23 protein-coding genes are annotated in these 24,711 nt (G+C 71.4%); 7 read left to right on the top strand and 16 right to left on the bottom strand.

What is annotated here, in order from left to right:
• Nucleotides 1-1,277: 1,277 nt before the first annotated feature.
• The 3 genes from ACFE7W_RS09990 to pip are packed head-to-tail and all read right to left on the bottom strand — an operon-like array spanning nucleotide 1,278 to nucleotide 3,154.
• Nucleotides 1,278-1,850, bottom strand: coding sequence for a hypothetical protein (locus tag ACFE7W_RS09990; protein WP_375424615.1), 573 nt, complete (start codon nucleotides 1,848-1,850; stop codon nucleotides 1,278-1,280).
• Nucleotides 1,851-1,880: 30 nt separating this feature from the next.
• Nucleotides 1,881-2,192 carry a hypothetical protein gene (locus ACFE7W_RS09985; protein WP_375424614.1) on the bottom strand — a complete coding sequence of 104 codons (312 nt, stop codon included), beginning with the start codon at nucleotides 2,190-2,192 and terminating at the stop codon, nucleotides 1,881-1,883.
• A complete protein-coding gene (gene pip / locus ACFE7W_RS09980; protein WP_375424613.1) occupies nucleotides 2,189-3,154 on the bottom strand; it encodes a prolyl aminopeptidase in 966 nt (321 codons plus the stop codon). Before pip ends, ACFE7W_RS09985 begins: the two co-directional genes overlap by 4 nt.
• A 40-nt stretch (nucleotides 3,155-3,194) precedes the next feature.
• Between pip and ACFE7W_RS09975 the strand changes: the two genes are divergently transcribed.
• On the top strand, nucleotides 3,195-4,085 hold the full coding sequence (locus tag ACFE7W_RS09975) for an LLM class flavin-dependent oxidoreductase (RefSeq protein WP_375424612.1): 891 nt from the start codon (nucleotides 3,195-3,197) through the stop codon (nucleotides 4,083-4,085).
• Here ACFE7W_RS09975 and ACFE7W_RS09970 read toward each other — a convergent pair.
• From ACFE7W_RS09970 to ACFE7W_RS09960, 3 genes are read right to left on the bottom strand one after another with little or no spacing between them, the layout of a single operon-like run.
• Nucleotides 4,063-4,479 (bottom strand): MmcQ/YjbR family DNA-binding protein, encoded by a 417-nt coding sequence (locus ACFE7W_RS09970; protein WP_375424611.1) that lies wholly within the window; start codon nucleotides 4,477-4,479, stop codon nucleotides 4,063-4,065. The two genes, ACFE7W_RS09975 and ACFE7W_RS09970, sit on opposite strands and share 23 nt — an antisense overlap.
• A gap of 8 nt (nucleotides 4,480-4,487) precedes the next feature.
• On the bottom strand, nucleotides 4,488-4,904 hold the full coding sequence (locus ACFE7W_RS09965; protein WP_375424610.1) for a hypothetical protein: 417 nt from the start codon (nucleotides 4,902-4,904) through the stop codon (nucleotides 4,488-4,490).
• A gap of 45 nt (nucleotides 4,905-4,949) precedes the next feature.
• Nucleotides 4,950-5,657, bottom strand: coding sequence for a ZIP family metal transporter (locus ACFE7W_RS09960; protein ID WP_375424609.1), 708 nt, complete (start codon nucleotides 5,655-5,657; stop codon nucleotides 4,950-4,952).
• A 69-nt stretch (nucleotides 5,658-5,726) separates the two neighbouring features.
• On the opposite strand from ACFE7W_RS09960, the gene ACFE7W_RS09955 reads away from it, so the two are divergent.
• A complete protein-coding gene (locus ACFE7W_RS09955) occupies nucleotides 5,727-6,089 on the top strand; it encodes an iron chaperone (RefSeq protein WP_375424608.1) in 363 nt (120 codons plus the stop codon).
• Here the strand turns inward: ACFE7W_RS09955 and ACFE7W_RS09950 are convergent.
• From ACFE7W_RS09950 to ACFE7W_RS09930, 5 genes are all read right to left on the bottom strand, one after another.
• On the bottom strand, nucleotides 5,972-7,174 hold the full coding sequence (locus ACFE7W_RS09950) for a fatty acid desaturase family protein (RefSeq protein ID WP_375424607.1): 1,203 nt from the start codon (nucleotides 7,172-7,174) through the stop codon (nucleotides 5,972-5,974). The two genes, ACFE7W_RS09955 and ACFE7W_RS09950, sit on opposite strands and share 118 nt — an antisense overlap.
• A 7-nt stretch (nucleotides 7,175-7,181) precedes the next feature.
• Complete coding sequence (locus ACFE7W_RS09945; RefSeq protein ID WP_375424606.1) at nucleotides 7,182-8,276, bottom strand: ferredoxin reductase; 1,095 nt, start codon at nucleotides 8,274-8,276, stop codon at nucleotides 7,182-7,184.
• Between the two features lie 29 nt (nucleotides 8,277-8,305).
• Nucleotides 8,306-9,349 (bottom strand): cytochrome P450, encoded by a 1,044-nt coding sequence (locus tag ACFE7W_RS09940; RefSeq protein WP_375424605.1) that lies wholly within the window; start codon nucleotides 9,347-9,349, stop codon nucleotides 8,306-8,308.
• Between the two features lie 143 nt (nucleotides 9,350-9,492).
• Nucleotides 9,493-9,690: a hypothetical protein gene (locus tag ACFE7W_RS09935; protein ID WP_375424604.1), complete on the bottom strand. Its 198-nt coding sequence runs from the start codon at nucleotides 9,688-9,690 to the stop codon at nucleotides 9,493-9,495.
• Nucleotides 9,691-9,733: 43 nt separating this feature from the next.
• Nucleotides 9,734-10,684 (bottom strand): alpha/beta hydrolase, encoded by a 951-nt coding sequence (locus ACFE7W_RS09930; protein ID WP_375424603.1) that lies wholly within the window; start codon nucleotides 10,682-10,684, stop codon nucleotides 9,734-9,736.
• Nucleotides 10,685-10,900: 216 nt separating this feature from the next.
• Between ACFE7W_RS09930 and ACFE7W_RS09925 the strand changes: the two genes are divergently transcribed.
• Entirely contained in the window at nucleotides 10,901-14,251 is a 3,351-nt protein-coding gene (locus ACFE7W_RS09925) for a PKD domain-containing protein (RefSeq protein ID WP_375424602.1), read from the top strand.
• Between the two features lies 1 nt (nucleotide 14,252).
• On the opposite strand, the gene treS is transcribed toward ACFE7W_RS09925, so the two are convergent.
• Both treS and ACFE7W_RS09915 read right to left on the bottom strand, forming a co-directional pair.
• Entirely contained in the window at nucleotides 14,253-16,523 is a 2,271-nt protein-coding gene (treS, locus tag ACFE7W_RS09920) for a maltose alpha-D-glucosyltransferase (protein WP_375424601.1), read from the bottom strand.
• 233 nt (nucleotides 16,524-16,756) lie between these two features.
• Nucleotides 16,757-17,278, bottom strand: coding sequence for a DUF664 domain-containing protein (locus ACFE7W_RS09915; RefSeq protein ID WP_375424600.1), 522 nt, complete (start codon nucleotides 17,276-17,278; stop codon nucleotides 16,757-16,759).
• Nucleotides 17,279-17,427: 149 nt separating this feature from the next.
• Here ACFE7W_RS09915 and ACFE7W_RS09910 point away from each other — a divergent pair, with 149 nt between their 5' ends.
• Nucleotides 17,428-18,084, top strand: coding sequence for a pentapeptide repeat-containing protein (locus tag ACFE7W_RS09910; RefSeq protein ID WP_375424599.1), 657 nt, complete (start codon nucleotides 17,428-17,430; stop codon nucleotides 18,082-18,084).
• Here the strand turns inward: ACFE7W_RS09910 and ACFE7W_RS09905 are convergent.
• Nucleotides 18,040-18,330 (bottom strand): hypothetical protein, encoded by a 291-nt coding sequence (locus ACFE7W_RS09905; RefSeq protein WP_375424598.1) that lies wholly within the window; start codon nucleotides 18,328-18,330, stop codon nucleotides 18,040-18,042. The genes ACFE7W_RS09910 and ACFE7W_RS09905 overlap by 45 nt on opposite strands.
• A 16-nt stretch (nucleotides 18,331-18,346) precedes the next feature.
• The gene (locus ACFE7W_RS09900) at nucleotides 18,347-20,035 is read right to left on the bottom strand and encodes a sodium:solute symporter family protein (RefSeq protein ID WP_375424597.1); all 1,689 of its coding nucleotides are present in this window, start codon (nucleotides 20,033-20,035) and stop codon (nucleotides 18,347-18,349) included.
• 140 nt (nucleotides 20,036-20,175) lie between these two features.
• Here ACFE7W_RS09900 and ACFE7W_RS09895 point away from each other — a divergent pair, with 140 nt between their 5' ends.
• On the top strand, nucleotides 20,176-22,065 hold the full coding sequence (locus tag ACFE7W_RS09895; protein ID WP_375424596.1) for an acyl-CoA dehydrogenase: 1,890 nt from the start codon (nucleotides 20,176-20,178) through the stop codon (nucleotides 22,063-22,065).
• 12 nt (nucleotides 22,066-22,077) lie between these two features.
• A complete protein-coding gene (locus ACFE7W_RS09890) occupies nucleotides 22,078-22,812 on the top strand; it encodes a spermidine synthase (protein WP_375424595.1) in 735 nt (244 codons plus the stop codon).
• On the opposite strand, the gene ACFE7W_RS09885 is transcribed toward ACFE7W_RS09890, so the two are convergent.
• Nucleotides 22,806-23,948 carry a hypothetical protein gene (locus ACFE7W_RS09885; RefSeq protein ID WP_375424594.1) on the bottom strand — a complete coding sequence of 381 codons (1,143 nt, stop codon included), beginning with the start codon at nucleotides 23,946-23,948 and terminating at the stop codon, nucleotides 22,806-22,808. The genes ACFE7W_RS09890 and ACFE7W_RS09885 overlap by 7 nt on opposite strands.
• 112 nt (nucleotides 23,949-24,060) lie before the next feature.
• Here ACFE7W_RS09885 and ACFE7W_RS09880 point away from each other — a divergent pair, with 112 nt between their 5' ends.
• The gene (locus ACFE7W_RS09880) at nucleotides 24,061-24,711 is read left to right on the top strand and encodes an NADPH-dependent F420 reductase (RefSeq protein ID WP_375424593.1); all 651 of its coding nucleotides are present in this window, start codon (nucleotides 24,061-24,063) and stop codon (nucleotides 24,709-24,711) included.

Genomic DNA, 24,711 nt, shown 5'->3' with positions numbered 1-24,711 from the left:
TTGGCCAGGCTGGTCTGGCCCGGCGGCCCACCCCGAGAGGGTGGCAGGTAGGGGATGGTGTGGTCCAGGTCCAGGTGTGCGCTGGTCCCGGCGCCGAACGGGAAGACCTCCGCCGGGTGCCGCAACCGGAGCGCAGCCCTCAGGCGGACAGGGGTCTCGTAGCCGTCGATCGGCGCCAGGTGCGCGGGGTCGACCACCGGCCGGACGCTGACGTGGCAGCCGGTGCCGGTGAGCCAGCCGGTGAACTGGTCCAGGGTGAGAGCCTCCCCGTCCACGGGCCGGACCAGGCCGTGCCCGTCCCGGACCGTGGCCGCGTTCACATGGAAGTGGAGGACCACCCGCGGCCGCGCCGCCTTCACATCTGCTCCGGGAGCGAGGGGGGTCAGGTCCAAAGACTGGTGGTCCTCGGCCGGCTCCCCCGCCACCGGGTCGGGCTCAGGTTGGTCGGGGGTGTCGTGCTGATGGGCCAGCAGCAGCCGCAACGCTTCAGCCGGCCGGGCGAGGATGCCGACCGCCTTCGAGCGCCGCACCCCGACCGGGTCGAGATCACCCTCGAGCGCGAGGACATCGGCGATCCGGTTCACCGTCGCCAGGAACCAGACCGCGTCACCGTGGTCCACCCGAGCCAACACCAGCTTCAACCCGTCCTCGGACTGCACCGCCCACACCTCCCGGTCGGTCCGGGTCCGCTGCGCCCGTTCCGCCGCCCGATCAGGGTCCACGTCCAAGATGGCGGCGGCCAGCACCCTCTGGAAGCGGCGCCACGGCAACACCCCCAGCAGGCCCGCGACCGCCTCATCGACCTCGACGGCCGCCTCCCACGACAACAGCCGGGTCTCCTGCGCCACCTGCCGGCCCTGCCACGCCCGGACCTCACCGGCCAGCACCTGCCCCCACAGCCGCGGCAGCCGGTGCCGCAGATCCAACGCGTCCGGGATCACCATCCGGGCAGACATCTCCCCGGTCCCCTGCAACGCGCCCAACTCGGTCGCGCAGAACTCCGACACCTCCGGCGTCCCCTCCCCACCCCACTGGCACGCCCGCTCCACCAACGGCTGGTAGTCCCCCGACTCCACATCCATGTCGTGGGCGTCCGCCCACGCCGCCGCCAACACGAGCGTCCGACACTCACGCTCGACCAGCTCCGCGTGGTTCGCCGCGAACAAGTCCGCCAACCGGGTACGCGACAGCCCCGCCAGACCACCCTCTGACGAGACCGCCCCCGCTGATTCGAACATGTGACCGACTCTACGAGGGCCCAGTGACAGTTTTCGAGGTCAGCGGCCATTCAGCGCATCGGCCGCGAACCGGGAGATCGCGCCGAAGACCGAGAGCTGCTCCATGACCGAGGTGCGCCAGTCGCCGGCTCGCTGGAGGCCGTGGTGCGCATCGGCCACCTCGACGATCTGCACTCCCGAACCAACGGCGTCCGGCACCGCCCAGTGCGGGTCGGCGTTGCCGCCCACGAGCAGCGTGGGCTGCCGAGCTCCGGCAACAGCCGTCGAGAGCCGGGCCTCGTCCAGCAGCGGAGTCAGCCAGACCCCAGCGGTGCCGGTGTCGACGGCCCAGGGCATCGCCAACGTGCCCAGCGACTTCGCGACGACCATGACGGGGAGGTGCTCGGCGGCTCGGGCGCGAGCCGCCTCCGCCGCAGACTGCACCTCACGATCGCTGAGGAGGCTCGAGCGGTCCTCCTCCCACACTGCCGCGAGAACCGACCAGCCGGCCTGCGTCAGCAACGTCGCGGGCCAGTGCAGCAGAGGCGTGTCAGTGCCACCCCTTCGACCGGGAAGCAGGGTCGCGGTGCCGCTCATGCTGTCGGGCTGCGCGAACCAGGGTTCGATCCTCATCAGACCAGAATGGGCTGCAGCGCAGGCTCGTCAGCCACGACGGGCGAGCCAGCCGCAGCCGGCTGCTGCCATGGCCAGCGCCCAGATGGACAACGAGCGCCAGTCCGGCAGCGGCAGCCGGAACCCTGGGTCGCAGTCCACGCAGCCGTCGGCGTAGAGAGGCCCCTCGCTGGCCAGCTGAGCCAGCACGGCGTTGCTGCTGAGGACGTCGAACCCGTACACGAGGGCCGTCGCGGCGACGAGGCTCACCAGCGCGAGCACGACGAACGTGACGGCCGTGCGGCGCCGCCGGCTCCGCTCGATCAGGTCGGGACTCGGCCAGTCCATCAGCACCTCGCTCATGTCCTGCACCTTCCCACGCTGAACCGGTCGATGGCCTCGAGCAGTGCGTCACCCATCGCCTCGCTGCCCTTGTGGCCCGACCCCGGGAAGATGGTCAGCTCCGAGCCCGGCCAGGCCCGGTGCAGGGCCCAGGCGTGGCCAGCCGGCCCGCTGAGGTCGAGGCGGCCGTGCAGCAGCACGCCGGGGATCGCGGCCAGCCGACCGACGTCGCGGAACACCTGGTCATCCTCGAGCCAGCAGCGGTTCGCGAAGTAGTGGCTGCAGATCCGGACGAAGGTGAGGCGGGCGTCGTCGACGCGGCCGCTGTAGGGGCTGGCCGAGCCGTACTCCTCCTGCGACAGCACCGCGTCCTCCCACGCGCACCACGCTGCGGCCGCCGCCTCGCGGACCGCGCGGTCGGGGTGCTCCATCCGCCGGGCGTAGGCCGCCACCAGGTCTCCGTCGCGGTCGGAGGTCGGCAGCGCGTCCCGGAACTGCTCCCAGGCTTCGGGGAAAAAGCGGCCGACGTCGCGGTAGAGCCAGTCGAGCTCGGACTGCCGACCGGTGGTGACGCCGATCAGCACGATCTCGCTCACCCGCTCCGGGTGCTGCTCGGCGTAGACGAGGCTGAGCGTCGACCCCCACGACCCGCCGAACAGCAGCCACCGGTCCACGTCCAGGTGCTCCCGCAGCCGCTCCATGTCGCGGACCAGGCGTGCCGTGGTGTTGACGCTCATGTCGGTCGCCGGGTCGGAGGCGGGCGGCAGGCTCTGGCCGCATCCCCGCTGGTCGAACTGAACGATGCGGTACCGCGCCGGGTCGAAGGAGCGCCGCGGCCCGGGTCGCGAGCCGGTCCCAGGTCCGCCGTGCACCACCAGAGCCGGCTTGCCGTCCGGGTTGCCCGAGGTCTCCCAGTAGACCCGGTTGCCGTCGCCGACCTCGAGCAGGCCCGAGTCGTACGGCTCGATCGGCGGATGACGCACGCCTCCCATCCTGTCAGGGCCGACCGGCAGGATGGGGTGCATGACGATCGACCTCGGCCCCACCCTCGGCCTCGCCTACGTGCCCACGCTGCCACCCGAACGGCTGCGCGAGCTGGCGCGGGCGGTCGAGGCGAGCGGGCTGGACGAGCTGTGGGTCTGGGAGGACTGCTTCAAGCAGAGCGGCATCGCCTCGGCCGCCGCGGCACTGGCCTGGACGGAGCGGATCACCGTCGGGATCGGGCTGCTGCCGGTGCCGCTGCGCAACGTCGCGCTCACAGCCATGGAGCTGGCGAACCTGGAACGCATGTTTCCCGGCCGGTTGATCGCCGGCGTCGGCCACGGGGTGCAGCCGTGGATGGAGCAGACGGGTGCCAGGGTGGCTTCGCCCCTCACCCTGCTGCGCGAGCACACGCTGGCCCTGCGGGCGCTGCTGGCCGGCGAACGCGTCACCACCGAGGGCCGCTACGTCCGCTTGGCGGATGTGGCTCTCGACTGGCCGCCGACGGCGCCGCCGCCCCTGATGCTGGGCGGAGCGGGGCCGAAAGCGCTGGCGCTGGCCGCCGAGCTGGGCGACGGGGTGCTGCTCGGTGCCTGCATCTCCGAATCGGCGGTCGCCGAGATCGCGCAGCGGATCGACCCCCTGCGCGGCCGCGCGGGCCGTGCACTGGTGCACAGCCACCTCGTGGCTGCCGGGGTCGGCGCCCAGGAGCGGCTCGAGCGCGAGGTGCCGCGGTGGGGGGCTACCTACGCGTCCGGCATCGGCGTCGCCGGCGACGCGCAGACCGTCGCCGCCTCGGTCGACCGGCTCGTCGCGGCCGGGGCGACGTCGGTCTGCTTCCAGCCCACCGAGGACGAGCCCGACCTGCTCGACCTGGTCCGCTTCCTGGGCGAGGAGGTGAAGCCGCTGGTCAGCCTCGCGGGTGCTCGCTGAGCCAGACCTGCTGTCGCCGGGCCGACGCCCGGCTGAGCCACGCGTCCTCGACCACCTCGGTCAGCTGGGCGTAGCTGAGCTCGCCCAGCCGGGACGCCCGGACGAGCACCGACGGGTGGCCGTCGAAGTGGGGCGTGGTGAAGAAGGGCAGCCGGTCGTCGGAGACCAGCGCGTCCTTGTCCTCCGCGTCCGGCACCCAGAAGATGATCACGTCGTCGTAGCGCTCCCCCGTCTCCGGGTCCGCAGCGTCGGGCCGAGCCGTCCGGAAGTAGACGAAGCTCTTACCGCCCACCTGGTAGACCGGGTTCTCCGAGCTGCCCTCGACGATCTGGACGTGGGGCATGGCGGCCGCCAGCGCGTGCACGTCGGCCTCGGTCGCGCGGCGTCGGACCACCGGCGTCGTCAGCGGTTGAACAGCCCGCGGAGACCACTCCGCCGGCCGTCGGAAGCAGCCGCCGGAGCGGGAGCGGCGGCCACCGCGGCGGTCTCGGCCTTGGCGGCCGTCTCGATGTCGGCGGGCGCCCGGCCCTGGAAGCCCGCGATGTCGAGCAGCGAGCCCTTCGCGTCCTCGAGCCGCGGCTCGATCTCGCCCTGTACGGCGTAGCGGGTCCGGGTCAAGGTGGCGGTGCACTTCACGCCGTAGTCGTACTCCATCACCTCGCAGCCGTAGCAGACGAGCCGCCCGGGTAGCACCGCCACGTCCGGGTTGCTCTGCGCGACCTGCTGCTCGCGACGGTTGACCTCGTCCGCGTAGGCGTGGACGGACGAGACGTTCCAGCACCGCACCCCGTCGCCGCCGTCCTTGATCCCGACCTGCATGCTCGCTCCTTTGCGTCGGCGCCAGCCTACGACGCCGGGCCGACGTCAGGTGAGGTTGGACAGGGCCGCGGCGACGGCGAAGCCCAGCACGGTGGCTAGTCCGGCCCGGTTCCCGGCCTTCTCCTTGGCCTCCGGGACCATGGAGTCGACCAGCATCACGAGCAGGGCACCCGCAGCGAAGCCGTCGATGCCCCCCTTCACGTCCCCGCCGGCGAGGTCGGCGACGGCGTAGCCCCCGAGGGTGGCGAGGGCGCAGACGACCGCCACCGCGATCCAGAGCCGGACGATCGCCGCGCGGGACTTTCCGGACGCGCGCATGTCGGCGGCAGAACCGACCCCCTCGGGCAGGTTGGAGACGAAGATGGCGACCAGCAGGGCCACACTGACGCCCTTGCCCGTGGCGAGCCCGATGCCGAGCACCGCCTGCTCGGGGATGCCGTCCAGCAGCGACCCGAGCGCCAGCGGCAGTCCTGCGGCACCACCCCCGGCGCGGCCGCCGATCCTCTCCACCGCCCGGTCGGCGAGGAAGAAGGTGACGGCCCCGAGGGCCAGCCCGATCGCCACGCTGGTCGGGCTGCCGATGGACAGACCTTCCTGGGCCAGCTCGAAGGCGACGCTTGAGATCAGGGCCCCTGCGCCGAAGGCCAGGACGGCTCCGACGACCCCGTCCCGCCAGCGGCGGACCAGCGCCAGCAACGCTCCGACCACCAGCGAGGCGGCGGCCAGTGCACCCCACCCCAACGCGCTCAGCACGACTGGCACTCGTACCCGGGAAGCATCCCGTCAACCTATCCCGCGCCGCACCTGTGGCACGCTGGGTTGATGGCCCAGCCTGCGTCGGTGGAGGAGTACCTGGCCGCCCTGCCCGAGGACGTCCAGCCGGTGGTGCGCGAGGTCCGGCGGCGGATCGCCGAGGCCCTGCCTACCAGCACCGAGAAGATCAGCTACGCGATCCCGACGGTGCTGCTGGACGGCCGGCCGCTGATCTCCTACGGCGCCTGGAAGTCCCATCTGGGGCTCTATCCCGTGCCGGTCACCGTGGGCGACCTCGAGCAGGAGCTCGTGCCCTACCGCTCGACCAAGGACACCTTGCGGTTCCGGTACCGGGACACGATCCCGGTCGACCTGATCATCCGGGTGGTCGCCGCCCGCGCCGCGTCGGGCAGGGACAGCGCGACCACCTGACCCCAGGCCGAGGCGACCTGGCGGGGCAGCGAACCGGTGGTGTAGCTGAGGCCGTAACGCCGGCAGATCTCGCGCATCCGCGGCGCGAGCTGGCCGTAGCGGTTGCTCGGCAGGTCGGGGAAGCAGTGGTGCTCGATCTGGTGCGACAGGTTGCCGGTCATGACGTGCATGGCCGGGCTGCCCTCGATGTTGGCCGAGCCGATCATCTGCCGCAGGTACCACTCGCCGCGGGTCTCACCCTCGATGGACTCACGCGCGAAGGTTTCCACGCCCGCCGGGAAGTGCCCGCACATGATCACCGCGTGCGACCACAGGTTGCGGACCAGGTTGGCGGTGGCGTTGGCCGCGAGGGTGGTGAAGAAGGACGGGCCGGAGAGAGCCGGGTGCACCAGGTAGTCCTTCCGCGCCTGGCGGCCGATCTTGGCCAGCACGGCCCTGGCGTCGCGGCGGAACTGCTCGCGGTCCTCATCCGTGCCCCGACCCGCGAGATGCTTGCCCAGCTCGAGGTCGTAGGCCGCGATGCCGTACTGGAAGAAGCACGCGTTGACGAAGTTCCACAGCGGCTGACCGAGGTACATCGGCACCCAGCGCTGGTCCTCGTCCACCCGCATGATGCCGTAGCCGAGGTCGTTGTCCCGGCCGAGCACGTTCGTGTAGGTGTGGTGGGTCTCGTTGTGCGACCGCTTCCACAGGTCCGCCGGCGAGGCGTGGTCCCACTCCCAGTCCGAGGAGTTGATCTGGGGATCACGCATCCAGTCCCACTGGCCGTGCATGACGTTGTGGCCGATCTCCATGTTCTCGATGATCTTGGCCACGGAAAGGCCGAGAGTGCCCGCAACCCAAGCGGGCGGGAAGAGTGAGAACAGCAGCACCAGCCGGCTGCTTAGCTCCAGGCTGCGCTGGACCTTGATCATCTTCCGGATGTAAGCCGCGTCGGCGCTCCCCCGGGAGTCGAGCACCTCCTGTCGCAGCGCGTCCAGCTCGAGACCCAGGGCCTCGACCTGCTCGGCCGAGAGGTGGGCGGTCGGGTCGGGCTTGCCCGACGGCTTCAGCACGATGCGTCGCTCGGTGGTGGCGGTGGTCATGGCTCCCCTAGAGATCGAGTGTGCAGGCGCCGGCCGCGGCCGTGACGCAGGTCTGGATGCGGACGCCGTCCCCGCGCGTCGCGGTGGTGAGCTCGCCGTTGCGGAGGTCGCGGACGGCGCCCTCGGTGAGCCCGACGACGCAGCCGAAGCAGATGCCCATCCGGCAGCCGGACGGCATCGCCACCCCGGCGTCCTCGCCGGTCTGCAGGATCGGTGCGGTGCCGTCGGAGGCGACGACGCGGTCCTGACGGGCGAAGCTCAGCGAGCCCCCCTCGCCGGTGGTGATCACGACCGGACGGAAGCGCTCGGTGTGCAGCCGGTCGGCGAGATCGGCGTCGGACCAGTGCCGTTCGAGGGCGTCCAGCAGGCCCGTCGGCCCGCAGCCCCAGGTCTGGCGGTCGCGCCAGTCGGGCACGAGCTCGTCCAGCGCGACCGGTCGCAGCACGCCGGAGGAGGCTGTGTGCCGTTCCACCAGCCGGATCCGGCCCGCGGCGGCGAGCGAGCGCAGCTCGGCGCCGAAGACGACGTCCTCCGTCGTCGGGGCCGAGTGCACGAGGACCACGTCCGGCAGCGCGTCGAGATGGTGGCGGAGCATGCCCATCACCGGCGTCACCCCGCTGCCGGCGGTGACGAAGAGCACCCGCTCGGGCAGCGGGCTCGGGAGCACGAAGTCCCCGGCAGGCTGGTCGAGGTGCAGGATGGCGCCGGGGCGGAGCTTCCGTACGACGTGACCGCTCACCCGGCCGTCGGGGATGGCCTTGACGGTGATGGCGATCAGGCCGTCAGCCCGGCCGGGTCCGGAGGTGAGCGAGTAGGCCCGCCACTGCCGGACGCCGTCCACGTCGACCCCGATCCGGACGTACTGACCGGCCCGGTACCGACGCCACGCCCGGCCGGGACGGATGGTCACGGTGACCGCGTCGGCGGTCTCGGGCGTCACGGCCACCACGCGACCGCGCAGGGCCGCGCCGCTGCGCAGCGGCGCCACCAGGTCCAGGTAGTCGGCCGGGACCAGCGGCGTGGCGACCGTCTCGGCCAGCGAGGTGAGGGCCGAGACGACGCTCCGCAGGCGCTTCGGCGGCGCGAGGATCGACGAGCTCATAGCCCCAGCCTAACCTACGGATCCGTAACTTACGTGAGCGTAGGTATCGGTCGGAGCGCCAGCCGTTCGTAGCCGCGGAGCACGAAGGTCGGGCGGCGGACCGCCTCGACCAGCTCGAGCCGGGGCCAGCGCCGCAGCAGGGTCTCGATGCTGGTGGCCAGCTCCAGGCGGGCGAGCGGGGCTCCGACGCAGAAGTGGATCCCCGCCCCGAAGCCCAGCTGCGGGTTGGGTCGGCGGTCCGGCCGGAACTCGTTCGGCTCGTCGAAGACGCTGCTGTCACGGTTGGCGGCACCCAGCAGGGCGGCGACCCGCTCACCGGCACGGACCCGGACACCCTCGACCACGACGTCGACCGACGCCGTCCGCTCGAAGAGCTGCAGCGGGGAGTCGTGGCGCAGCATCTCCTCCACCAGTGGGGCCGTCCCGCCGGCGGGGACCGCCCGGCCGCTGCCCAGCAGCGAGGCGAGCCCGTTGCCGAAACCGTTGACGCTGGCCTCGTGGCCGGCGTTCAGCAGCAGCACGGCGGTCGCGACCAGCTCGTCGGCGGAGAGCCGGTCACCGTCCTCCCGCACCGCCACCAGGTCGCTCAGCAGGTCCTCGCCCGGCCGGCGGGACCGCTCGGAGGCCAGCGCGTCGACCGCGGCCGCGAACTCCCGGCTGGCCTGCTGGGCGGCGGCCTCATCGGCGGCGCTGCGGTCGACCTCGTACATCCGCACGATCGCCTGCGACCACGGCCGCAGCCGGTGCCGGCCCTCCGCCGGCCAGCCGAGCAGCTCCGCGATCACCAGCACGGGCAGCGGCTCGGCGTAGTGCGCCATCACGTCGACGGCGCCCTCGCGCTCCAGCACGCCCGCGCAGTCCGTCAGCAGCTGCTCGGCCAGCGCAGCGATCCGCGGCTGGAGCCGGGTGACGTGGCCACGGCTGAACGCGCCCGCGACCAGCCGCCGCAACCGGGTGTGCCGCGGCGGCTCGTTCTCGAGCAGCGCGTCCACGTGCAGGGCGTTGAACGCGGCCCACGGCTCGGCCGGCTCGCGCGGGGTGAAGGTACGGCCGAAGTCGCGGCTGCGCAGCACCTGCGAGCAGGCCGCGTGGGTGGTGGCCAGGTACGACCCGAGGCCGTCGTGCCAGACCAGTGGCCCCTGCCGACGCAGCTCGGCCAGCGCCGGGTAGGGGTCAGCGAGGAAGGCCGGGTCGGCCAGGTCCAGCGTCGGGGCGCTCAGGAGGCCGCCGGCGCCTCGGGCGGGTCGTCGTCGCCGAGCCGGGCGGACGGCGTGGCGTCGGGGGTGCCGTAGGTCGAGTCGGCGCCACCCGCAGAGGTCTCGGCGTCGCTGAAGCTGTTCGGGCCCTGGGAGACCTCGCCGCCCTTGCCGTCGGCGTCCTCGTCGTCGCGGTCGTGCTTCCTCAGCGAGATCATGCCTGCGACGCTACCCGCCGGATCCTGGGTCAACCGTGGAGGGTCAACCGTGGAGGGCCGTCCGCAGGGCGGTGGTGGTGGCGGCCACCGCCGCCCGGGCCGAGGGCAGGAACCGTGTCGTGTAGATCGAGCCGTGCACGTGCCCCGCCGCACGGTAGGTCGAGACGGCGACCCCCGCTTCACGAAGCCGGGCGGCGTAGGCCTCGCCCTCGTCGCGGAGCGGGTCGCACTCGCAGGTCAACACGTGGGCGGGCGGCAGCCCGGACAGGTCCTCGGCCAGCAGCGGCGACGCGTAGGGGTGCCGGGCCAGCTCAGGATCGGGCAGGTAGAAGTCACAGGCCTCCATGAGGGAGGCCCGGGTGAGCAGGTAGCCCTCACCGAACTCCGCGATGGAGGGCTGGCTGAGCGTCAGGTCGAACGACGGGATATCGACGGCCAGGAAGCACAGCGCAGGACCGCCCCGGTCGCGGCTCATCAGGGTCAGGGCTGCGGCGAGACCGCCGCCGGCGGAGATCCCACCGACCGAGAGCCGGGCCAGGTCCACGTCCAGGTCCCCCGCGTTCGCGGCGACCCAGAGCAGCACCGCGTAGGCGTCCTCGACGCCGGTCGGGAAGGGATGCTCCGGCGCCAGCCGGTAGTCCACCGAGACGACCTGGCAGTCCGCGCCACCGGCGTAGGACCGGCAGATGGGGTCGTAGTCGTCGACGTCGCTCAACCAGTACGAACCGCCGTGCAGGAAGAGGTGGGTGGGGAGCGGTCCGGACCGACCGGCCGGCCGGTAGCGGCGGACGCCGATCTGACCACCCTCGACGGACACTCGATGGTCCTCAGCCACCACCCGGGTCCGGCCCCGCGCGGTGACCACCCGCATCTGCAGCGGCCCCCGGGCGGCTGCGGCGCGGCGCTCGGCCACGGTGCCCTGGGGCGGTCCCGCACGGCGTGCGGCCGCGTTGGCCAAGGCGAGCAAGGGTCGCAGCACCGGACGGACACCCATCAGCAGCTCTCCAGATCCACGACGCCATCCTCTCCCGGGGCGCTCCACCCGATGGTCACGAATGGGTCACCATCGCTTCCGCGGTGCCGAAGATCGTGACCGCGCGGCTTATCGTGGCGACACCTCGGGGGTGGCCGTCAGGGATGGACCGCGCACCCGGACGACCCAGGTGTCGAGGGTGCTCCCCGCTCCGATGCCCCGACCTAGGTGACCCACATGACGCTGTCTCCCGGCCTGCCGACCACTGCGAAGCGATCGGGCGGCCGCCGGGTCGGGCTGCTCGCGCTCGCACTCACCCTGCTGAGCGGCTTCGCGCTGACCGCTCCGGTGCTGCCGCACGCGGCCGCCGACACCGCCCCGGCGAGCGGCGTCCCGGCGACGGTCTCGAGCGACCCGCTGCCCACGGTCCAGATCGACGGGGTGGTCTGGTCCCAGGCCATCGTGGGCACCAAGGTCTTCGCCGGCGGCAGCTGGCAGACCGTGCGGCCCGCGGGCGCGGCGGCCGGCACCTCGACGGTCACCCAGGCCAACCTCGTCTCCTACGACCTCACGACCGGAGTCCGCGACGCCTCGTTCTCGCCCGTGGTGGACGGTCAGGTCCGCGCGGTGGCGGCCTCCCCGGACGGGAAGACGATCTACGTCGGCGGCGACTTCGGCCACGTGAACACCAAGCTGCGCAACAAGCTCGCCGCCTTCGACGCAGCCACCGGCGCTCTGCTGCCCTGGGCGCCAGGCGCGGACGCGGCCGTCCAGTCGATCGCGGTGACCCCGACCAGCGTCTACGTGGGCGGCATCTTCAAGGCCATCGCCGTCCCGATCGGGACGACGGGCGTGCCCCGCACCAGCGTCGCAGCCCTCGACCCGGTGAGCGGCGCGGTCCAGTCCTTCGCCCCGGCAGTGACCGGGACCCAGACCGCCGCGGTCAAGGCCATCGCCATCTCCCCCGACCGCACGAAGGTGATGATCGGCGGCCAGTTCGACAGGGTGAACGGCTACGGCACCCTCGGCTCCGGCAACGGCGGCTACGGCCTGGCCCTGCTGGACGCGAGCACGGCCGCGTCGTTGCCTCTGCAGGCCAACCAGACGCGCGTCCGCAACGCCATGAACAACTCCGCGATCAACGCCCTCGCCTCGACCCCGGACGGCGTCTACGGCGTCGGCCAGGCCTACGGCACCCCGCCGAGCGGCACCCTGGAGGGCACCTTCAAGGCCGACTGGAACGGCAACCTGGTCTGGATCGAGGACTGCCACGGCGACAGCTACTCCGTCTACGGCACCAGCGACGCGGTCTACGTCGCCGGCCACCCGCACTACTGCGGCAACATCGGCGGCTTCGAGGAGACGGCCACCCGCAGCTACCACCGCGGCCTCGCGTTCAGCACCAACGCCCAGGTGACCATCGGCAAGGAAACCGGCATCTACAACAACTTCTACGGCGTGGCCGCGCCGCACTGGCTGGCCTGGTTCCCCGACTTCAACACCGGGACGGCGACCGGCCAGAGCCAGGGCCCCTGGAACGTCACCGGGAGCGGTGACTACGTGGTCTACGGCGGAGAGTTCACCAAGGTGAACGAGACCGCGCAGCAGGGCCTGGTGCGGTTCGCCAAGTCCTCGATCGCCCCCGACACCGACGGCCCGCGGGTCTCGGGCAGCAGCTTCGTACCGGTGGCGCAGAACTTCGCCCAGGGCGTCCGACTGCGCTGGCCGGCCAACTACGACCGCGACAACGAGCTGTTGACCTACAAGCTGATCCGCAACGGCAACACCGCGAGCCCGGTCTACACCACCCAGCAGGCCTCCACCTTCTGGCAACGGCCGACCATGGCGTTCCTCGACACCAGCACGGTGGTCGGGACGACCTACACCTACCGGCTGCAGGTCACCGACCCCTTCGGCAACACGGTGACGGGCTCCGACGTCTCGGTCACCGCCGCGGCGGGCGCGTCGTTGAGCAGCTACGACCAGCGGGTGCTGGCCGATGGCCCCCAGTCCTACTGGCGGCTGGCCGAGAAGACCACCAGCACCGGAGTCACCGACACCGCCGGCGTGCTCGGCCAGGCCACCCGCCAGTCCGGCGTGACCAACGGCGTGGCCGGCGCGATCAGTGGAGACACCGGGACCGCCTACCGCTTCCCCGGGAGCAGCTCCGGCTTCGTCGCCACCGACAACGTCTCGACCGGACCGCAGTCCTTCAGCACCGAGGCCTGGTTCCGCAGCACCAGCACCAGCGGCGGCCTGATCCTCAGCTTCGGCAACGCCAAGACGGGCAGCTCCACCGTCACCGACCGTCAGCTCTACCTCTCCCCCACCGGCCAGGTGGTGTTCGGCACCAACCCGAACACGCCGAAGGTGGTCAGCAGCGCCGCCGGCAAGAACGACGGCGCGTGGCACCACGTCGTCGGCACCGTCGACATCACGGGACTGCGGCTCTACCTCGACGGAGCCCTCGTCGGCACCCAGGGCGGCTCGGTCGCCCAGGGCGGTGGGGTCCAGCCGCAGCGCTACAACGGGTACTGGCGGATCGGCGGCGACGCGGTCAGCGGCTGGCCGAACAACCCCACGACGGGCTACCTGGCCGGCGACATCGACAACCCCGCCGTGTACGACCGGGTACTGACCGCGGCCCAGGTCAAGACCCACTACACGACGGGCAAGGGCACGGCCGCCAACGTCGCACCGACCGCCTCGTTCACCGCCGCCAGCACCGGGCTGTCGGCGACCCTGGACGCCTCGTCGTCCAGCGACACCGACGGCACCATCGCCGGCTACGCGTGGACGTTCGGCGACGGCACCACCGGGACAGGCGTCAACCCGACCCACACCTACGCGACGGCCGGCAGCTACACCGTCGGCCTGACCGTGACCGACAACAGCGGCGCCACGGGGAGCACCAGCAAGGCGGTGTCGGTGACCGCCCCGGCGGCCGGCAACTTCGTCGCCGACACGTTCGACCGGACGGTGGCCAGCGGCTTCGGCAGCGCTCCGACCGGAGGCGCCTGGACCGCCACCACCAGCCGGACCTCGGTGTCCGGCGGAGCGGGCGTCCTCGCCCTGCCGGCGGCCGGCGGCAGTGCCGACGCGTACCTGGGCTCGACGCTGCGGACCAGCGCCGACGTCACCACCACGATGACGCTCGACAAGCTCGCCGACGGTGGCGGCACCTACCTGACCACCTACGGCCGGCGGGTCAGCTCCACCGCGGACTACCGGGCGCGGGTGCTGGTCAAGTCCACCGGCGCTGCGAGCATCTACGTCGGGGCGCTGCAGGGCAGCAGCACCGTGGTCAGCCTGTCCTCCTCCGTGGTGGCGGCCGGCACGGTGACCCCCGGCAGCCAGATCCACGTCCGGACGCAGGTGAGCGGCACCAGCCCGACGACCGTCCGGGCCAAGCTGTGGCTGGGCTCGGCCGCCGAGCCCAGCGCCTGGACGGTGACCGGCACCGCCGACAGCTACGCCGGGCTGCAGACCCCCGGCTCGGTCGGGGTCAACGCCTACCTGTCGGGCAGCGCGACCAACGCTCCCGTCGCGGTGTCCCTCCAGGACATCACGGCGGCGCCGGTCGGCTAGCTCAGGAGCGGACGCTCGGCCGGTCGGAGTAGCGGTGGCTGCTGACCGGGTGGTCCCCCGGGCAGAGGACCAGCAGCGAGAGGCCCTGGAACGGGGCGAGGGTGACGGCGAAGCTGTTCAGGTCGTCCACCTCGCCGAGGGTCTCCTCGGTGAACATGTCCATCAGCACGCTGCCCGGCACCAGGTGTTCCGAGCGCACGCTGCCGGAGATCTCGGCGTCGGAGAAGTTGAGCACGGTCACCTGCTCGGCGTCGCTGAGCTGGTGCACCATCACCAGCATCGCCTTGTTGGACACCTGCGGCACGTCCAGCTGCACGCCGGTGGCGATCCCGTACCGCTTGCGGACGGCCAGCAGGTCCCGCAGCCGGCAGGCGAAGGAGCGCGGATCGGCGAGCTGGTCCGGCAGGCTGCCGTACAGGCTGGTCCCGCGGGGTAGCCGCGAGAGCGACTCCGTCGCGTCCGGCCGGTAGTCCATCAGGTCGTAGGCGGAGCGGTGGATCCAGCGGGTGTCGCCCTCGGTCAGCAGCCAGCCGACCGCCTTGCGGTCGAGGGTGAGCATGCCGCACAGGTCCCAGCCCGAGAGCGCGAAGACCCCGGGCTGGAACGCGTTGAACATGGCCAGCAGCAGGTGGGCCTCGAGGATCGTGTCGATCTGACTGGGCGCGAGGTTCTCGATCGACTCATAGCCCAGCGACGCCGCGATGATCGTCGCCGTCGTGGAGGCGATGCCGTTCTGGGTGAAGGTGGCGTTGTACGAACCGGCCTCACCGGTCAGGTGGTCCAGGAGGTCCTGCCGGATGGTGGTGGCCAGGTCGCCGCCGCGCACCTCGGCGCCGCGGAAGTGAAACCGGTCCTCCGAATGCAGGGTCGCGAAGTGGACCAGCTCGTAGGTCATCTCGTCGTGGTTCTGCAGCGCGTGCACCAGCGAGGCCGGCTCGACGCCCATGTCCCGGGCGAGGTTCAGCGTCAGCCGGAGGAACTCGGTGTCCCCGGTGGCCATCGCGTGGTGGTAGGCGGGCCGGGTGATGAAGTCGTACGACAGGTCCGCGCCGCGCTCGGCGGAGGACTTGATGTCGTCGATGGTGAGGTTCAGCTCCTGGAAGGTGAAGCCGCCCACCTTGCGCACCATCGAGGCGATCAGCTGGTTGGCCGCCTCGGACAGCGGGTGCCCCTCGGACCAGGCCGGAGAGTCCTCCGGGCTCTTCTCCACGCCGAGGAAGCCGTTGGCGTCCAGCCGGAGCGCGCCGCTGCCCAGGTCGCCGAGGGAGTGCAGGGCGTCCCCGATGACCAGCCGCATCCCCGCGAACGAGGGGTCGAGCCAGTTGATCGAGGGCTGACCCTCCTTGAAGTAGTGCAGGTAGACCCAGCGCCGCTCGACCCCGTCCGGACCCAGCACCGGCGCGGTCGCGCTCCAGTTGGTGTCCTTCTGGCCGGGCTCGTAGAAGATGACGCGCTGCAGCCGGCCAATGATGTAGCCGGCCTTGGCCAGCTGGTCCTCGGCCTCGACGTCGAGGTTGATCGAGTCGCCCCGGCGCACCTTCGGCAGCAGGTGCCAGTCCTTGGGGTCGATCTCGACCATGTGGTAGATGCCCGGGTAGTCCCCGACCTTCATCTCGGCCAGCCGGAAGTCCGCCCCCTTGCCGGTGTGGCCGGGGACGATGTCGTCGATGATCATGCCGAGGTGGCCGGCCGCCACCTCCGTCATGGTCCGGAACTCCTCCTCGGTGCCGAAGGCCGAGTCGATCTGGGTGCTGATCCGGTCGAAGTGACCGTCGACGCTCGGGGTCGGGTCCCAGCCGCTGATCCCGCCGGCCAGCTTGACGGGTCCGGTGTGCACGCCGTCGATGCCGATGGCCTCGAACGCGGCCCACAGGTCCTCATCGCCCAGGGTGCCCAGGAACGACGCCCCCTTCTTGGTGATCATCGAGATCGGGTACGCGGTGAACCACACCGACGCCTTCTCGATCGCGGCGCGGGGGTCGGGGTTGGCGAAGGGGTTCTGCCACATGCTGCCCTGGCCGGAGAACTGGCGGGCGAAGTCGATGGCGTCGGCGAGCATCGACTGCTCGGCCAGCCAGCTGACGTAGAGCGCGTTGTCGCCGCTGGGCTTGCCGCTGCGCTCGGTCCGGGGCCGGAGGAAGAGCCCCCGCAGCCGGGCCCGCGGCCTGAGCCGCTTGGGCCGGGCCGGGTAGCGCTGTTCGTCGTAGCTGACTTCGCTGCGCTCGTGGGTCTCGGTGGTGGCCTGACCCTGGTCAGCGGCGCTGTCGCTCATCGATCTCCTGTAGCGGGTGGTGGCCGGGCGTCCGGATCCTCACGTTAGTCCACGCAGCCCTGCCGCCCGTCGCCGCCGGTCTTGACGGAGCCTTCGGCCCAGGTCGATGATCGAGCCAGGAAGAGTTCGAGCACCTCCATTTCTCACCGGGGGCGAGCAGAGGCCTGGACCGGGGGCTGGGAACAACGGCGTCTTCCAGCTCCCGAGTCCGAACGGCCGGAGCGCGACGCCTCTCAGGAGGGCCGGCCGGCCCGCTCCGCCAGGCCCACCACGTACGCCGCCTGGCCCAGGTGCTGCAGCGTGTCGCCGATCACGCTGACCAGCCGGACCGAGACGGTGACCGGTGGGTCCCAGCGCTCGTCGACGACGCGACCGAGCTCGGCGTCGGTCAGTCCGGCGACGTAGCTCAGGGTCGCGGCGTGGACCGCCGCGTGGTAGCCGGCCAGCAGCTCCGCCCCGACGCGCACCTGCGCCACGTCGTCGCCGGACTGGCCGTAGCCGGTCTCGTCGTCGGCGAAGGGCAGCGCGAACCGGTCGCGCCACTCCGGCCAGACCTGCGCCGTCCCGGCGAGGCCGGCCACGTGGTCGTCCTGGACCCGGCTGAGGTGCCAGACCAGCCAGGCCACAGTGTTGGCCTCGGCGTCGACCCGGTACGTGGCGACCTCAGGGCTCAACCCCCCGGTCACCCCGCTCACCAGCTCGGCGATCCGGGTGAAGGAGTCGACCAGCAGATGACGGACAGCGGTGTCGCTCATGAGCCCGACGCTACCCCCGCAGGGGTGGTCGTAGCCTATTACCAGGGGTCGATGGTCGCCCGGGCGTCACCAGCGCCCCAGGTCCCACCGGTTGAGCACCCAGCCGGTGGGACCGACTCCTCCCCCGCCCGGCTCCGTAGGCTGCTGCGGTGACCGCTGCCGCACCGAAGCCCCCTGAGGAGGTCCGGCTCGCGCTGCCGGAGCTGCTGGACACCCCTGCCGACCAGGTGCGGGCGGGCGACCGTCGCGAGGGCGAGCGCTACGCCGACGAGGACTTCTCGGGCGCCGGGCTGGCCGGCACCACCTTCAGCGAGTGCGCGTTCGAGCGGGTCTCCCTGCACGACGCGGACCTGCGTCGGCTGCACCTGGCCGAGTGCGGCCTGCGGGCCGTCGAGGCGGCCGTGCTGAGCGTGCCGCGCTCGAGCTGGCGGACGGTGGGCGTCGCCGCCTCCCGGCTGGGCGCGGTCGAGGCTTATGAGTCCACCTGGCGCAGCGTGCTCGTCGAGGAGTGCAAGCTCGGCTACCTGAACGCCCGCGCCAGCACCTGGACCGACGTGACGCTGCGCGGCTGCACGGTGGAGGAGCTCGACCTCAGCGGGGCGACTCTGCGGCGGGTCGCTCTGACCGGCAGCCGGATCGGCACCCTGCACCTGGGCGGGACGACCCTGCACGACGTCGACCTGCGCCGCAGCACGCTGGACGTGGTCGACGGGCTGGCCGGGCTCGCCGGCGCGTGGGTCAGCGAGACCCAGCTCTTCGAGCTAGCGCCGCTGCTCGCCGCTCATCTCGGCATCCGCGTCGGGTGAGGCCGTCGCGCCCAGCGGGTCGAGGCGGCGCCAGAGCAGGAACAGCAGACCGAGCACCAGCATCCCGAGGCCCAGCCACAGGTTGATGTTGATCCCGGCGGCCTTGGCCCGCTCGGCGTCGGTGGTGAAGAAGCCGGAGATGGTCAGGATGATCCCGTACAGCGTGAACAGCCCGCCGATCATCAGCCGGATGTCGAACAGCTTCGCCGCCGCGGAGGTGGGGGCCTTCGGACTCGAGTCGGTCATGGAGGGACTCCCTTCGCTAGATGAAGACGATGGACAAGACGGCGACGATGCCCAGGGCGGTGAAGCCCAGCAGCTTGGGCGACTCCCACCAGCGGCGGACGTGGCCCTCGTACGGGTCGCCGGCGTTCGGGTCGGGCAGGCCCCAGACCAGGCCGACGAGCTCGGACTCCGGCTTGGAGGTGGTCACCATGGTGACGACGACCGTGACCACGGCGTCCGCCACGAAGGCGGCGATCGCGGCGTAGAAGTTGATCATCTGGGCGTTGGGCTCACCGCCCGCGGTCTGGCCGGCGTTCATGTAGGTCCAGTGCGGACCGACGAAGGTCTGGAAGACGAAAGCGCCGAGCGTTCCGGCGAACAGGCCCCAGAAGCCGGCCCACGGGGTGGTCCGCCGCCAGAACATCGCGATGATGAAGGTTGCGAAGAGCGGGGCGTTGAAGTAGCCGAACAGCGTCTGGATGTAGACCTGGATGTTGCTGTACTGGGCCGCGATGAAGGCGGTCCCGATGCCGATGACGATGCCGACGACCGTGACGATCCGACCGATGTTCAGGTAGTAGCCGTCGGGGAAGTTCTTGCGGATGTAGGTCTGCCAGATGTCGTAGGTGAAGACGGTGTTGAACGAGCTGACGTTCGCCGCCATGCCGGCCATGAACGCCGCGAGCAGGCCGGCGAGTGCGACCCCCAGGGTGCCGTTCGGCAGGTAGTGGTTCATCAGCGCGGGGATGGCGTCGTTGTAGGTGGCCGCGCCGGGCTCGCCCGAGCCGAGCTTCGGGATCACCGCGATGGCGATCAGGCCGGGGATGATGGTCAGGGCCGGGATGAAGATCTTCGGGAACGCGCCGATCAGGGGGGTGCGTTCGGCAGCCGAGAGGTCCTTGGCGCTCAGGGCCCGCTGGACCTCGGCGAAGTTGGTCGTCCAGTAGCCGAACGAGAGCACGAAGCCCAGGCCCATCACGATGCCGATCCAGTCCCCGAGCGGGTTGGTCCAGTGCCCCACGCCGGTCCCGGCCCAGGTGGAGAACGCCTTGTCCCCCAGCGAGGTGGCGCCGACCTTCTCCTTGAGCCCGCTCCAGCCGCCCACGTCCTTGAGGCCGATGATCACCAGCGGGATCAGACCGGCGATGATCACGAAGAACTGCAGCACCTCGTTGTAGATGGCACCGGACAGCCCGCCCAGCAGGATGTAGGCGAGCACGAACCCGGCGGCGACGACGATCGCCAGCCACTGCGGCCAGCCGAGCAGAGCCTCGATGATGATCGACATCGCGTAGAGGTTGACGCCGGCGTTGAGCACCGCCGCCACCGCGAAGCTCACCGCGTTCCACAGGTGCGCGGCCCGGCTGAACCGACGCCGCAGGTACTCGGGCACGCTGCGGACCCGCGAGCCGTAGTAGAACGGCATCATCACCAGGCCCAGGAACACCATGGCCGGCACGGCGCCGATCCAGTAGAAGTGCACCGTCGAGAGCCCGTACTGGGCGCCGTTGGCCGCCATCCCGAGGATCTCGATGGCTCCGAGGTTGGCCGAGATGAACGCGATGCCGGTCACCCACGCCGGCAGGGACCGGCCCGAGAGGAGGAAGTCCTCACTGGTGGCGATCGCCCGCCGGGCCAGCACGCCGATCGCGATCACCAGGATGAAGTAGATCGCGAGGATGCCGTAGTCGAAGAAGTTCGTGTCGAGCCGGGTCATGAGCGTCACTATGCCCCAGGTCACACCATCTGCGCACGCACCCTGGCCGCGTTCCGGTTGTCGATGTTACCGGCGAGTAGCATAATCGAAGTTACTGGCCAGTAACTTCGGCCGTCCCGCCCGATCAGCACACCGTCCCAGGGGTCCAGATGAGCCACTACCGGTCCAACCTCCGCGATATCCGGTTCAACCTCTTCGAGGTGCTGGGCCGCGACGAGATCCTGGGCAAGGGCCCGTACGCGGACCTGGACGTCGAGACCGTGGACGCGATCCTGACCGAGATCGACCACCTGGCCACGACCGTGGTGGCCGCCTCGTTCGCCGAGGCCGACCAGCACCCGCCGGTCTTCGACCCGGCTACCCACACCGTCACCGTGAACGAGGAGTTCAAGGCCTCCTACCGGGCCCTGATGGAGTCGGGCGCCTGGCAGCTGGAGCTACCCGCCGAGCTGGGCGGCCAGGTCACACCGCCCTCGGTGCAGTGGGCAGTCAGCGAGCTGGCGCTGGGAGCCAACCCGGCGGTCCACCTCTACACGGCCGGTCCGAAGTTCGCTTCGATGATCTGGGCCAACGGCACCGACCGCGACCGCCGGCTCGCCGAGATCATGATCGAGCGCGGCTGGGGCGCCACCATGGTGCTGACCGAGCCGGACGCCGGCTCCGACGTCGGCGCAGGCCGGACCCGTGCCCTCCCCCAGCCCGACGGCAGCTGGCACCTCGAGGGCGTCAAGCGCTTCATCACCGCCGGCGAGCACGATCTGGCCGAGAACATCGTGCACCTGGTGCTGGCGCGGCCCGTGGGGGTCGAGGGCCACGGCGGCCCGGGCACGAAGGGGCTGTCCCTGTTCGTGGTGCCGAAGTTCCACTTCGACCCCGAGACGGGCGACCTGGGCGAGCGCAACGGCGTCTACGCCACCAACCTCGAGCACAAGATGGGCATCAAGGGCTCGGCCACCTGCGAGCTCACCTTCGGCGACGGCGACGTCCCGGCCCAGGGCTGGCTGCTGGGCGAGGTGCACGACGGCATCAAGCAGATGTTCCAGGTGATCGAGCACGCTCGGATGATGGTGGGCACCAAGGCCATCGCGACCCTGTCGACCGGGTACCTGAACGCGCTCGAGTACGCGAAGACCCGGGTGCAGGGCGCGGACCTGATGCGGACCGCTGACAAGACCGCGCCCCGGGTGACCATCACCCACCACCCCGACGTCCGGCGCTCGCTGATGACCCAGAAGTCCGCCGCCGAGGGCCTGCGTGCGCTGGTGCTCTACACCGCCAGCATCCAGGACCGGCTGGCCCTGGCCAAGGCCGACGGCGTCCCCGACGAGGCGGCCGCCCGGCTGAACGACCTGCTGCTGCCGGTGGTGAAGGGCTATGGCTCGGAGCGGTCGTGGGTGCTGCTGGGCACCGAGTCGCTGCAGACCTTCGGCGGCTCCGGCTTCCTGACCGACTACCCGATCGAGCAGTACGTCCGCGACGCGAAGATCGACACCCTCTACGAGGGCACCACCGCGATCCAGGGCCAGGACCTCTTCTTCCGCAAGATCGTCCGCGACCGCGGTCAGGCGCTCGGCGACCTGTCGAGCCAGGTGACGGCCTTCCTGGAGGCCGAGGGCGGCAGTGCTCGACCGGGCGCCTCCTCCGTCGTCGACGGCCAGCTCAAGGTGGAGCGGGCGCTACTCGCCCAGGGGCTGACCGACGTCGGCCGGCTCGTCGGCACCATGACCGAGCACCTGATGGGTGCGGACCCGCGTTCGGGGGGTGACGCCCGCAACGTCTACCTCGTCGGCCTCAACACCACCCGGCTGCTGATGGCGCTGGGCGACGTCACCTGCGCGTGGTTGCTGCTGCGCGGTGCGGAGGTCGCCTTGGCGGCCCTCAACGACGAGCAGCCGGCCGCCGAGCAGGCCTTCTACGAGGGCAAGGTCGCCTCGGCCCGCTGGTTCGCCCGGACCGTGCTGCCCCGGATCAGTGCCGAGGTCGCCATCGCCGAAGGCACCGACCTGGCCGTGATGGAGCTGGACGAAGCCGCGTTCTGACACGCTGAGCCCGTGACGCAACGCTTCGCCGAGCTCGACTGGACTCCGACGCCGATCGGGGACGTCAGCCTGCGGCGTCGGCTCGACCCGGTGACCGGGCTCGAGGTGTACGAGGTGCTGCTCGGGGACGAGTACCTGATGTCCAGCGCGTTCACCCACGCCGAGGTCGAGCTGGCCCGGCTGGGTCTGGGCCGCCTCGACGGGGCGGACCTGGCGGTGGCCGTCGGGGGACTCGGCCTCGGCCACACCGCGGCCACGGTGCTGGCTGAGGACCGCGTCACCGAGCTCTTCGTGGTCGAGGCGCTCGAGCCGGTCGCCCGTTGGCATGCCGAGGGGCTGGTGCCGCTGGGCGCCGGGCTCACCGCCGACCCCCGCTGCCGGGTCGTCCTCGGCGACTTCTTCGCCCTCAGCCACGGCCCCGGCTTCGACCCGGACCGTCCGGGACGCCGGTTCGACGCCGTGCTCGTCGACATCGACCACGCGCCGCGGCACCTGCTGGCTCCCGACGGTGCCGAGCTCTCCGGCGCGGACTTCTACTCCCTCGCCGGGACGCGGACGCTCGCCGCGCACCTCCGGCCCGGCGGGGTGTACGGGCTGTGGTCCAACGACCCGCCGGACGAGGCCTACCTCGAGGTCCTACGAGACGTGTTCGCCGACGTCGCCGCCGAGGTGGTCGGCTTCCCCAACCCGTTGCAGGGCCGTGAGGCCACCAACACGGTCTACCTGGCCACGGAGCCGGCTCACTGAAGTACGCAGGGGCCGTTGTTGCGCCGCCAGAGGACCGGGGCCAGGGCGTCCACGCCGAGCACCCGCTCGTAGCGGTTGATGCCGGAGGCGTAGGTGACGTCGTCGTGGGCGGCGAGCACCTGCTTCGCCGTACCGCAGGCGTTCCAGAGCACCGCCGACCAGGTACCCGCGCTGTAGCTGCCGCCTACGATGATGCCGTGGGCGTTGATCGCGTCCGCGGTGCCCTCGGCGGCCGGATCGGCGCTGTTCGCGGCGGGCAGCTCGCGGAACTGCCCGGTCACCGGGCTCAGGACCCAGCCCCGTCCGGGCCGGTAGTCCTGCTCCCGGTCGACCGGCGGCACGTAGGCAGCGGACCCGACGATGACGCCCGAGTCGTTGATGTCGTTCGGCACCATGGTGTTGGTGCCTGCCGGTCGGCCCAGGGAAGTCATGGCGCCCGTTCGCGACTGCCACAGGAACCCTCGGGTGCCCTGACGGGTGAGCGAGAACGTGTACCCGATCACGTCGCCGGCGTTGTTGATCCCGGTGCCGACGGCGTAGTCGTCGGTGCCGATCGTGCCGAGGTTGCGTATCCGGCCGTCGTCGACGGCTGGGTCGGACACGAAGGCCCGATAGTGGTTGTCGGCGTCCGTGTAGTACCCGACGACCGCGCCGTGGTCGTTCAGGGCGTAGGGGTAGGCGCTGCTGGCACCCGGCGGTAGCGGGAGCACGCGGTAGGTCCCGGTCCTCGAGGTCCAGACGAAGGCCTGCCGCGGCCGACCGGGATACTCGGCACTGCCGGCGACCTGCCCGAGGTTGTTGACGTCCACGGCCGACGAGCCGCTGCTGCCCGGCGGGTGCAGCACGCGGATCGTGTGGTTTCCCAGGTAGAACACGGCTGCCGCGTGGACGTCTGACTCCGGCGTCGGCCGAGCGGTGCCGGCCACGCGACCGGTGGAGGTGATCGGGTTGCCCGTCCGGCTGGCCTCGAACGCCTGCCCGGTGACCGGTACCAGGGGAATGGCCTGGTAACCGAGCGGCGGGGCCGCCGCGGCGGCCGGGAGGCTCATGACGCCGGACACGGCCAGGGCCAGCAGGCCGACCACCGGAAGCCGCCAGGGCCGGCTCGCCTGAGGTGAGCTACTCCGACGCGTCATCTGCGCTCCTCCCGCCCCCGGGCTCGTGGCCTCAGCATCACCTGGCTGTCCCGGCGGCACAAGAGCGCGGCGGCTGGGAATCCCCGGGTCGATACGGATTGTTACCTCCGACATGACCACCATCGGAATCATCGGAGCAGGACACATCGGCAGCCAGGTCGCCCGCGCGGCCATCGGCGTGGGGTACGACGTCGTGATCAGCAACTCCCGCGGCCCGGAGACCCTGGCCGACCTCGTCGCCGACCTCGGCCCGAAGGCCCGCGCGGCGACCACGGAGGAGGCCGCGGCCGCGGGCGACTTCGTCGTCGTCACCGTGCCGCTGAAGAACTACGAGCAGGTCCCGGTCGAGCCGCTGGCGGGCAAGATCGTGATCGACACCAACAACTACTACTTCGAGCGCGACGGCCACATCCCGGCCCTGGACAACGGCCTGGACACCGTGTCCGGGATGCTGCAGCGGCACCTGCCCACCAGCAAGGTGGCCAAGGGGTTCAACCACATCATGGCCAAGGACATCACGACGGACGGATTCCCCTCGGGCTCGCCCGAGCGCCGCGCCCTGGCCACCTCCAGTGACTTCGAGGAAGCGGCCGAGCTGGTCCAGCGGCTCTACGACGAGCTCGGCTTCGATACCGTCAACGTCGGTCCGCTCGCGGACAGCTGGCGGGTCGAGCGCGACCAGCCCGCCTACGTGGTGCGCCAGAACACCTCCGAGCTGGTCGAGAACCTGACGAAGGCCAAGCGCGCAGGCGCCGGGGGCTGA

It is taken from the genome of uncultured Friedmanniella sp. (assembly GCF_964244285.1).
Taxonomy (GTDB): domain Bacteria; phylum Actinomycetota; class Actinomycetes; order Propionibacteriales; family Propionibacteriaceae; genus Microlunatus.
Note: the sequence above shows the minus strand (reverse complement) of the source record. Positions and strands in the feature narration are given on the sequence as shown.

Coding starts and splice junctions, on each gene's coding strand:
- ACFE7W_RS09990 (WP_375424615.1), bottom strand. CDS start 1,850: ATGAGGATCGAACCCTGGTTCGCGCAGCCCGACAGCATGAGCGGCACC.
- ACFE7W_RS09985 (WP_375424614.1), bottom strand. CDS start 2,192: ATGAGCGAGGTGCTGATGGACTGGCCGAGTCCCGACCTGATCGAGCGG.
- ACFE7W_RS09975 (WP_375424612.1), top strand. CDS start 3,195: ATGACGATCGACCTCGGCCCCACCCTCGGCCTCGCCTACGTGCCCACG.
- ACFE7W_RS09965 (WP_375424610.1), bottom strand. CDS start 4,904: ATGCAGGTCGGGATCAAGGACGGCGGCGACGGGGTGCGGTGCTGGAAC.
- ACFE7W_RS09955 (WP_375424608.1), top strand. CDS start 5,727: ATGGCCCAGCCTGCGTCGGTGGAGGAGTACCTGGCCGCCCTGCCCGAG.
- ACFE7W_RS09950 (WP_375424607.1), bottom strand. CDS start 7,174: ATGACCACCGCCACCACCGAGCGACGCATCGTGCTGAAGCCGTCGGGC.
- ACFE7W_RS09945 (WP_375424606.1), bottom strand. CDS start 8,276: ATGAGCTCGTCGATCCTCGCGCCGCCGAAGCGCCTGCGGAGCGTCGTC.
- ACFE7W_RS09935 (WP_375424604.1), bottom strand. CDS start 9,690: ATGATCTCGCTGAGGAAGCACGACCGCGACGACGAGGACGCCGACGGC.
- ACFE7W_RS09930 (WP_375424603.1), bottom strand. CDS start 10,684: ATGGGTGTCCGTCCGGTGCTGCGACCCTTGCTCGCCTTGGCCAACGCG.
- ACFE7W_RS09925 (WP_375424602.1), top strand. CDS start 10,901: ATGACGCTGTCTCCCGGCCTGCCGACCACTGCGAAGCGATCGGGCGGC.
- treS (WP_375424601.1), bottom strand. CDS start 16,523: ATGAGCGACAGCGCCGCTGACCAGGGTCAGGCCACCACCGAGACCCAC.
- ACFE7W_RS09915 (WP_375424600.1), bottom strand. CDS start 17,278: ATGAGCGACACCGCTGTCCGTCATCTGCTGGTCGACTCCTTCACCCGG.
- ACFE7W_RS09905 (WP_375424598.1), bottom strand. CDS start 18,330: ATGACCGACTCGAGTCCGAAGGCCCCCACCTCCGCGGCGGCGAAGCTG.
- ACFE7W_RS09895 (WP_375424596.1), top strand. CDS start 20,176: ATGAGCCACTACCGGTCCAACCTCCGCGATATCCGGTTCAACCTCTTC.
- ACFE7W_RS09885 (WP_375424594.1), bottom strand. CDS start 23,948: ATGACGCGTCGGAGTAGCTCACCTCAGGCGAGCCGGCCCTGGCGGCTT.
- ACFE7W_RS09880 (WP_375424593.1), top strand. CDS start 24,061: ATGACCACCATCGGAATCATCGGAGCAGGACACATCGGCAGCCAGGTC.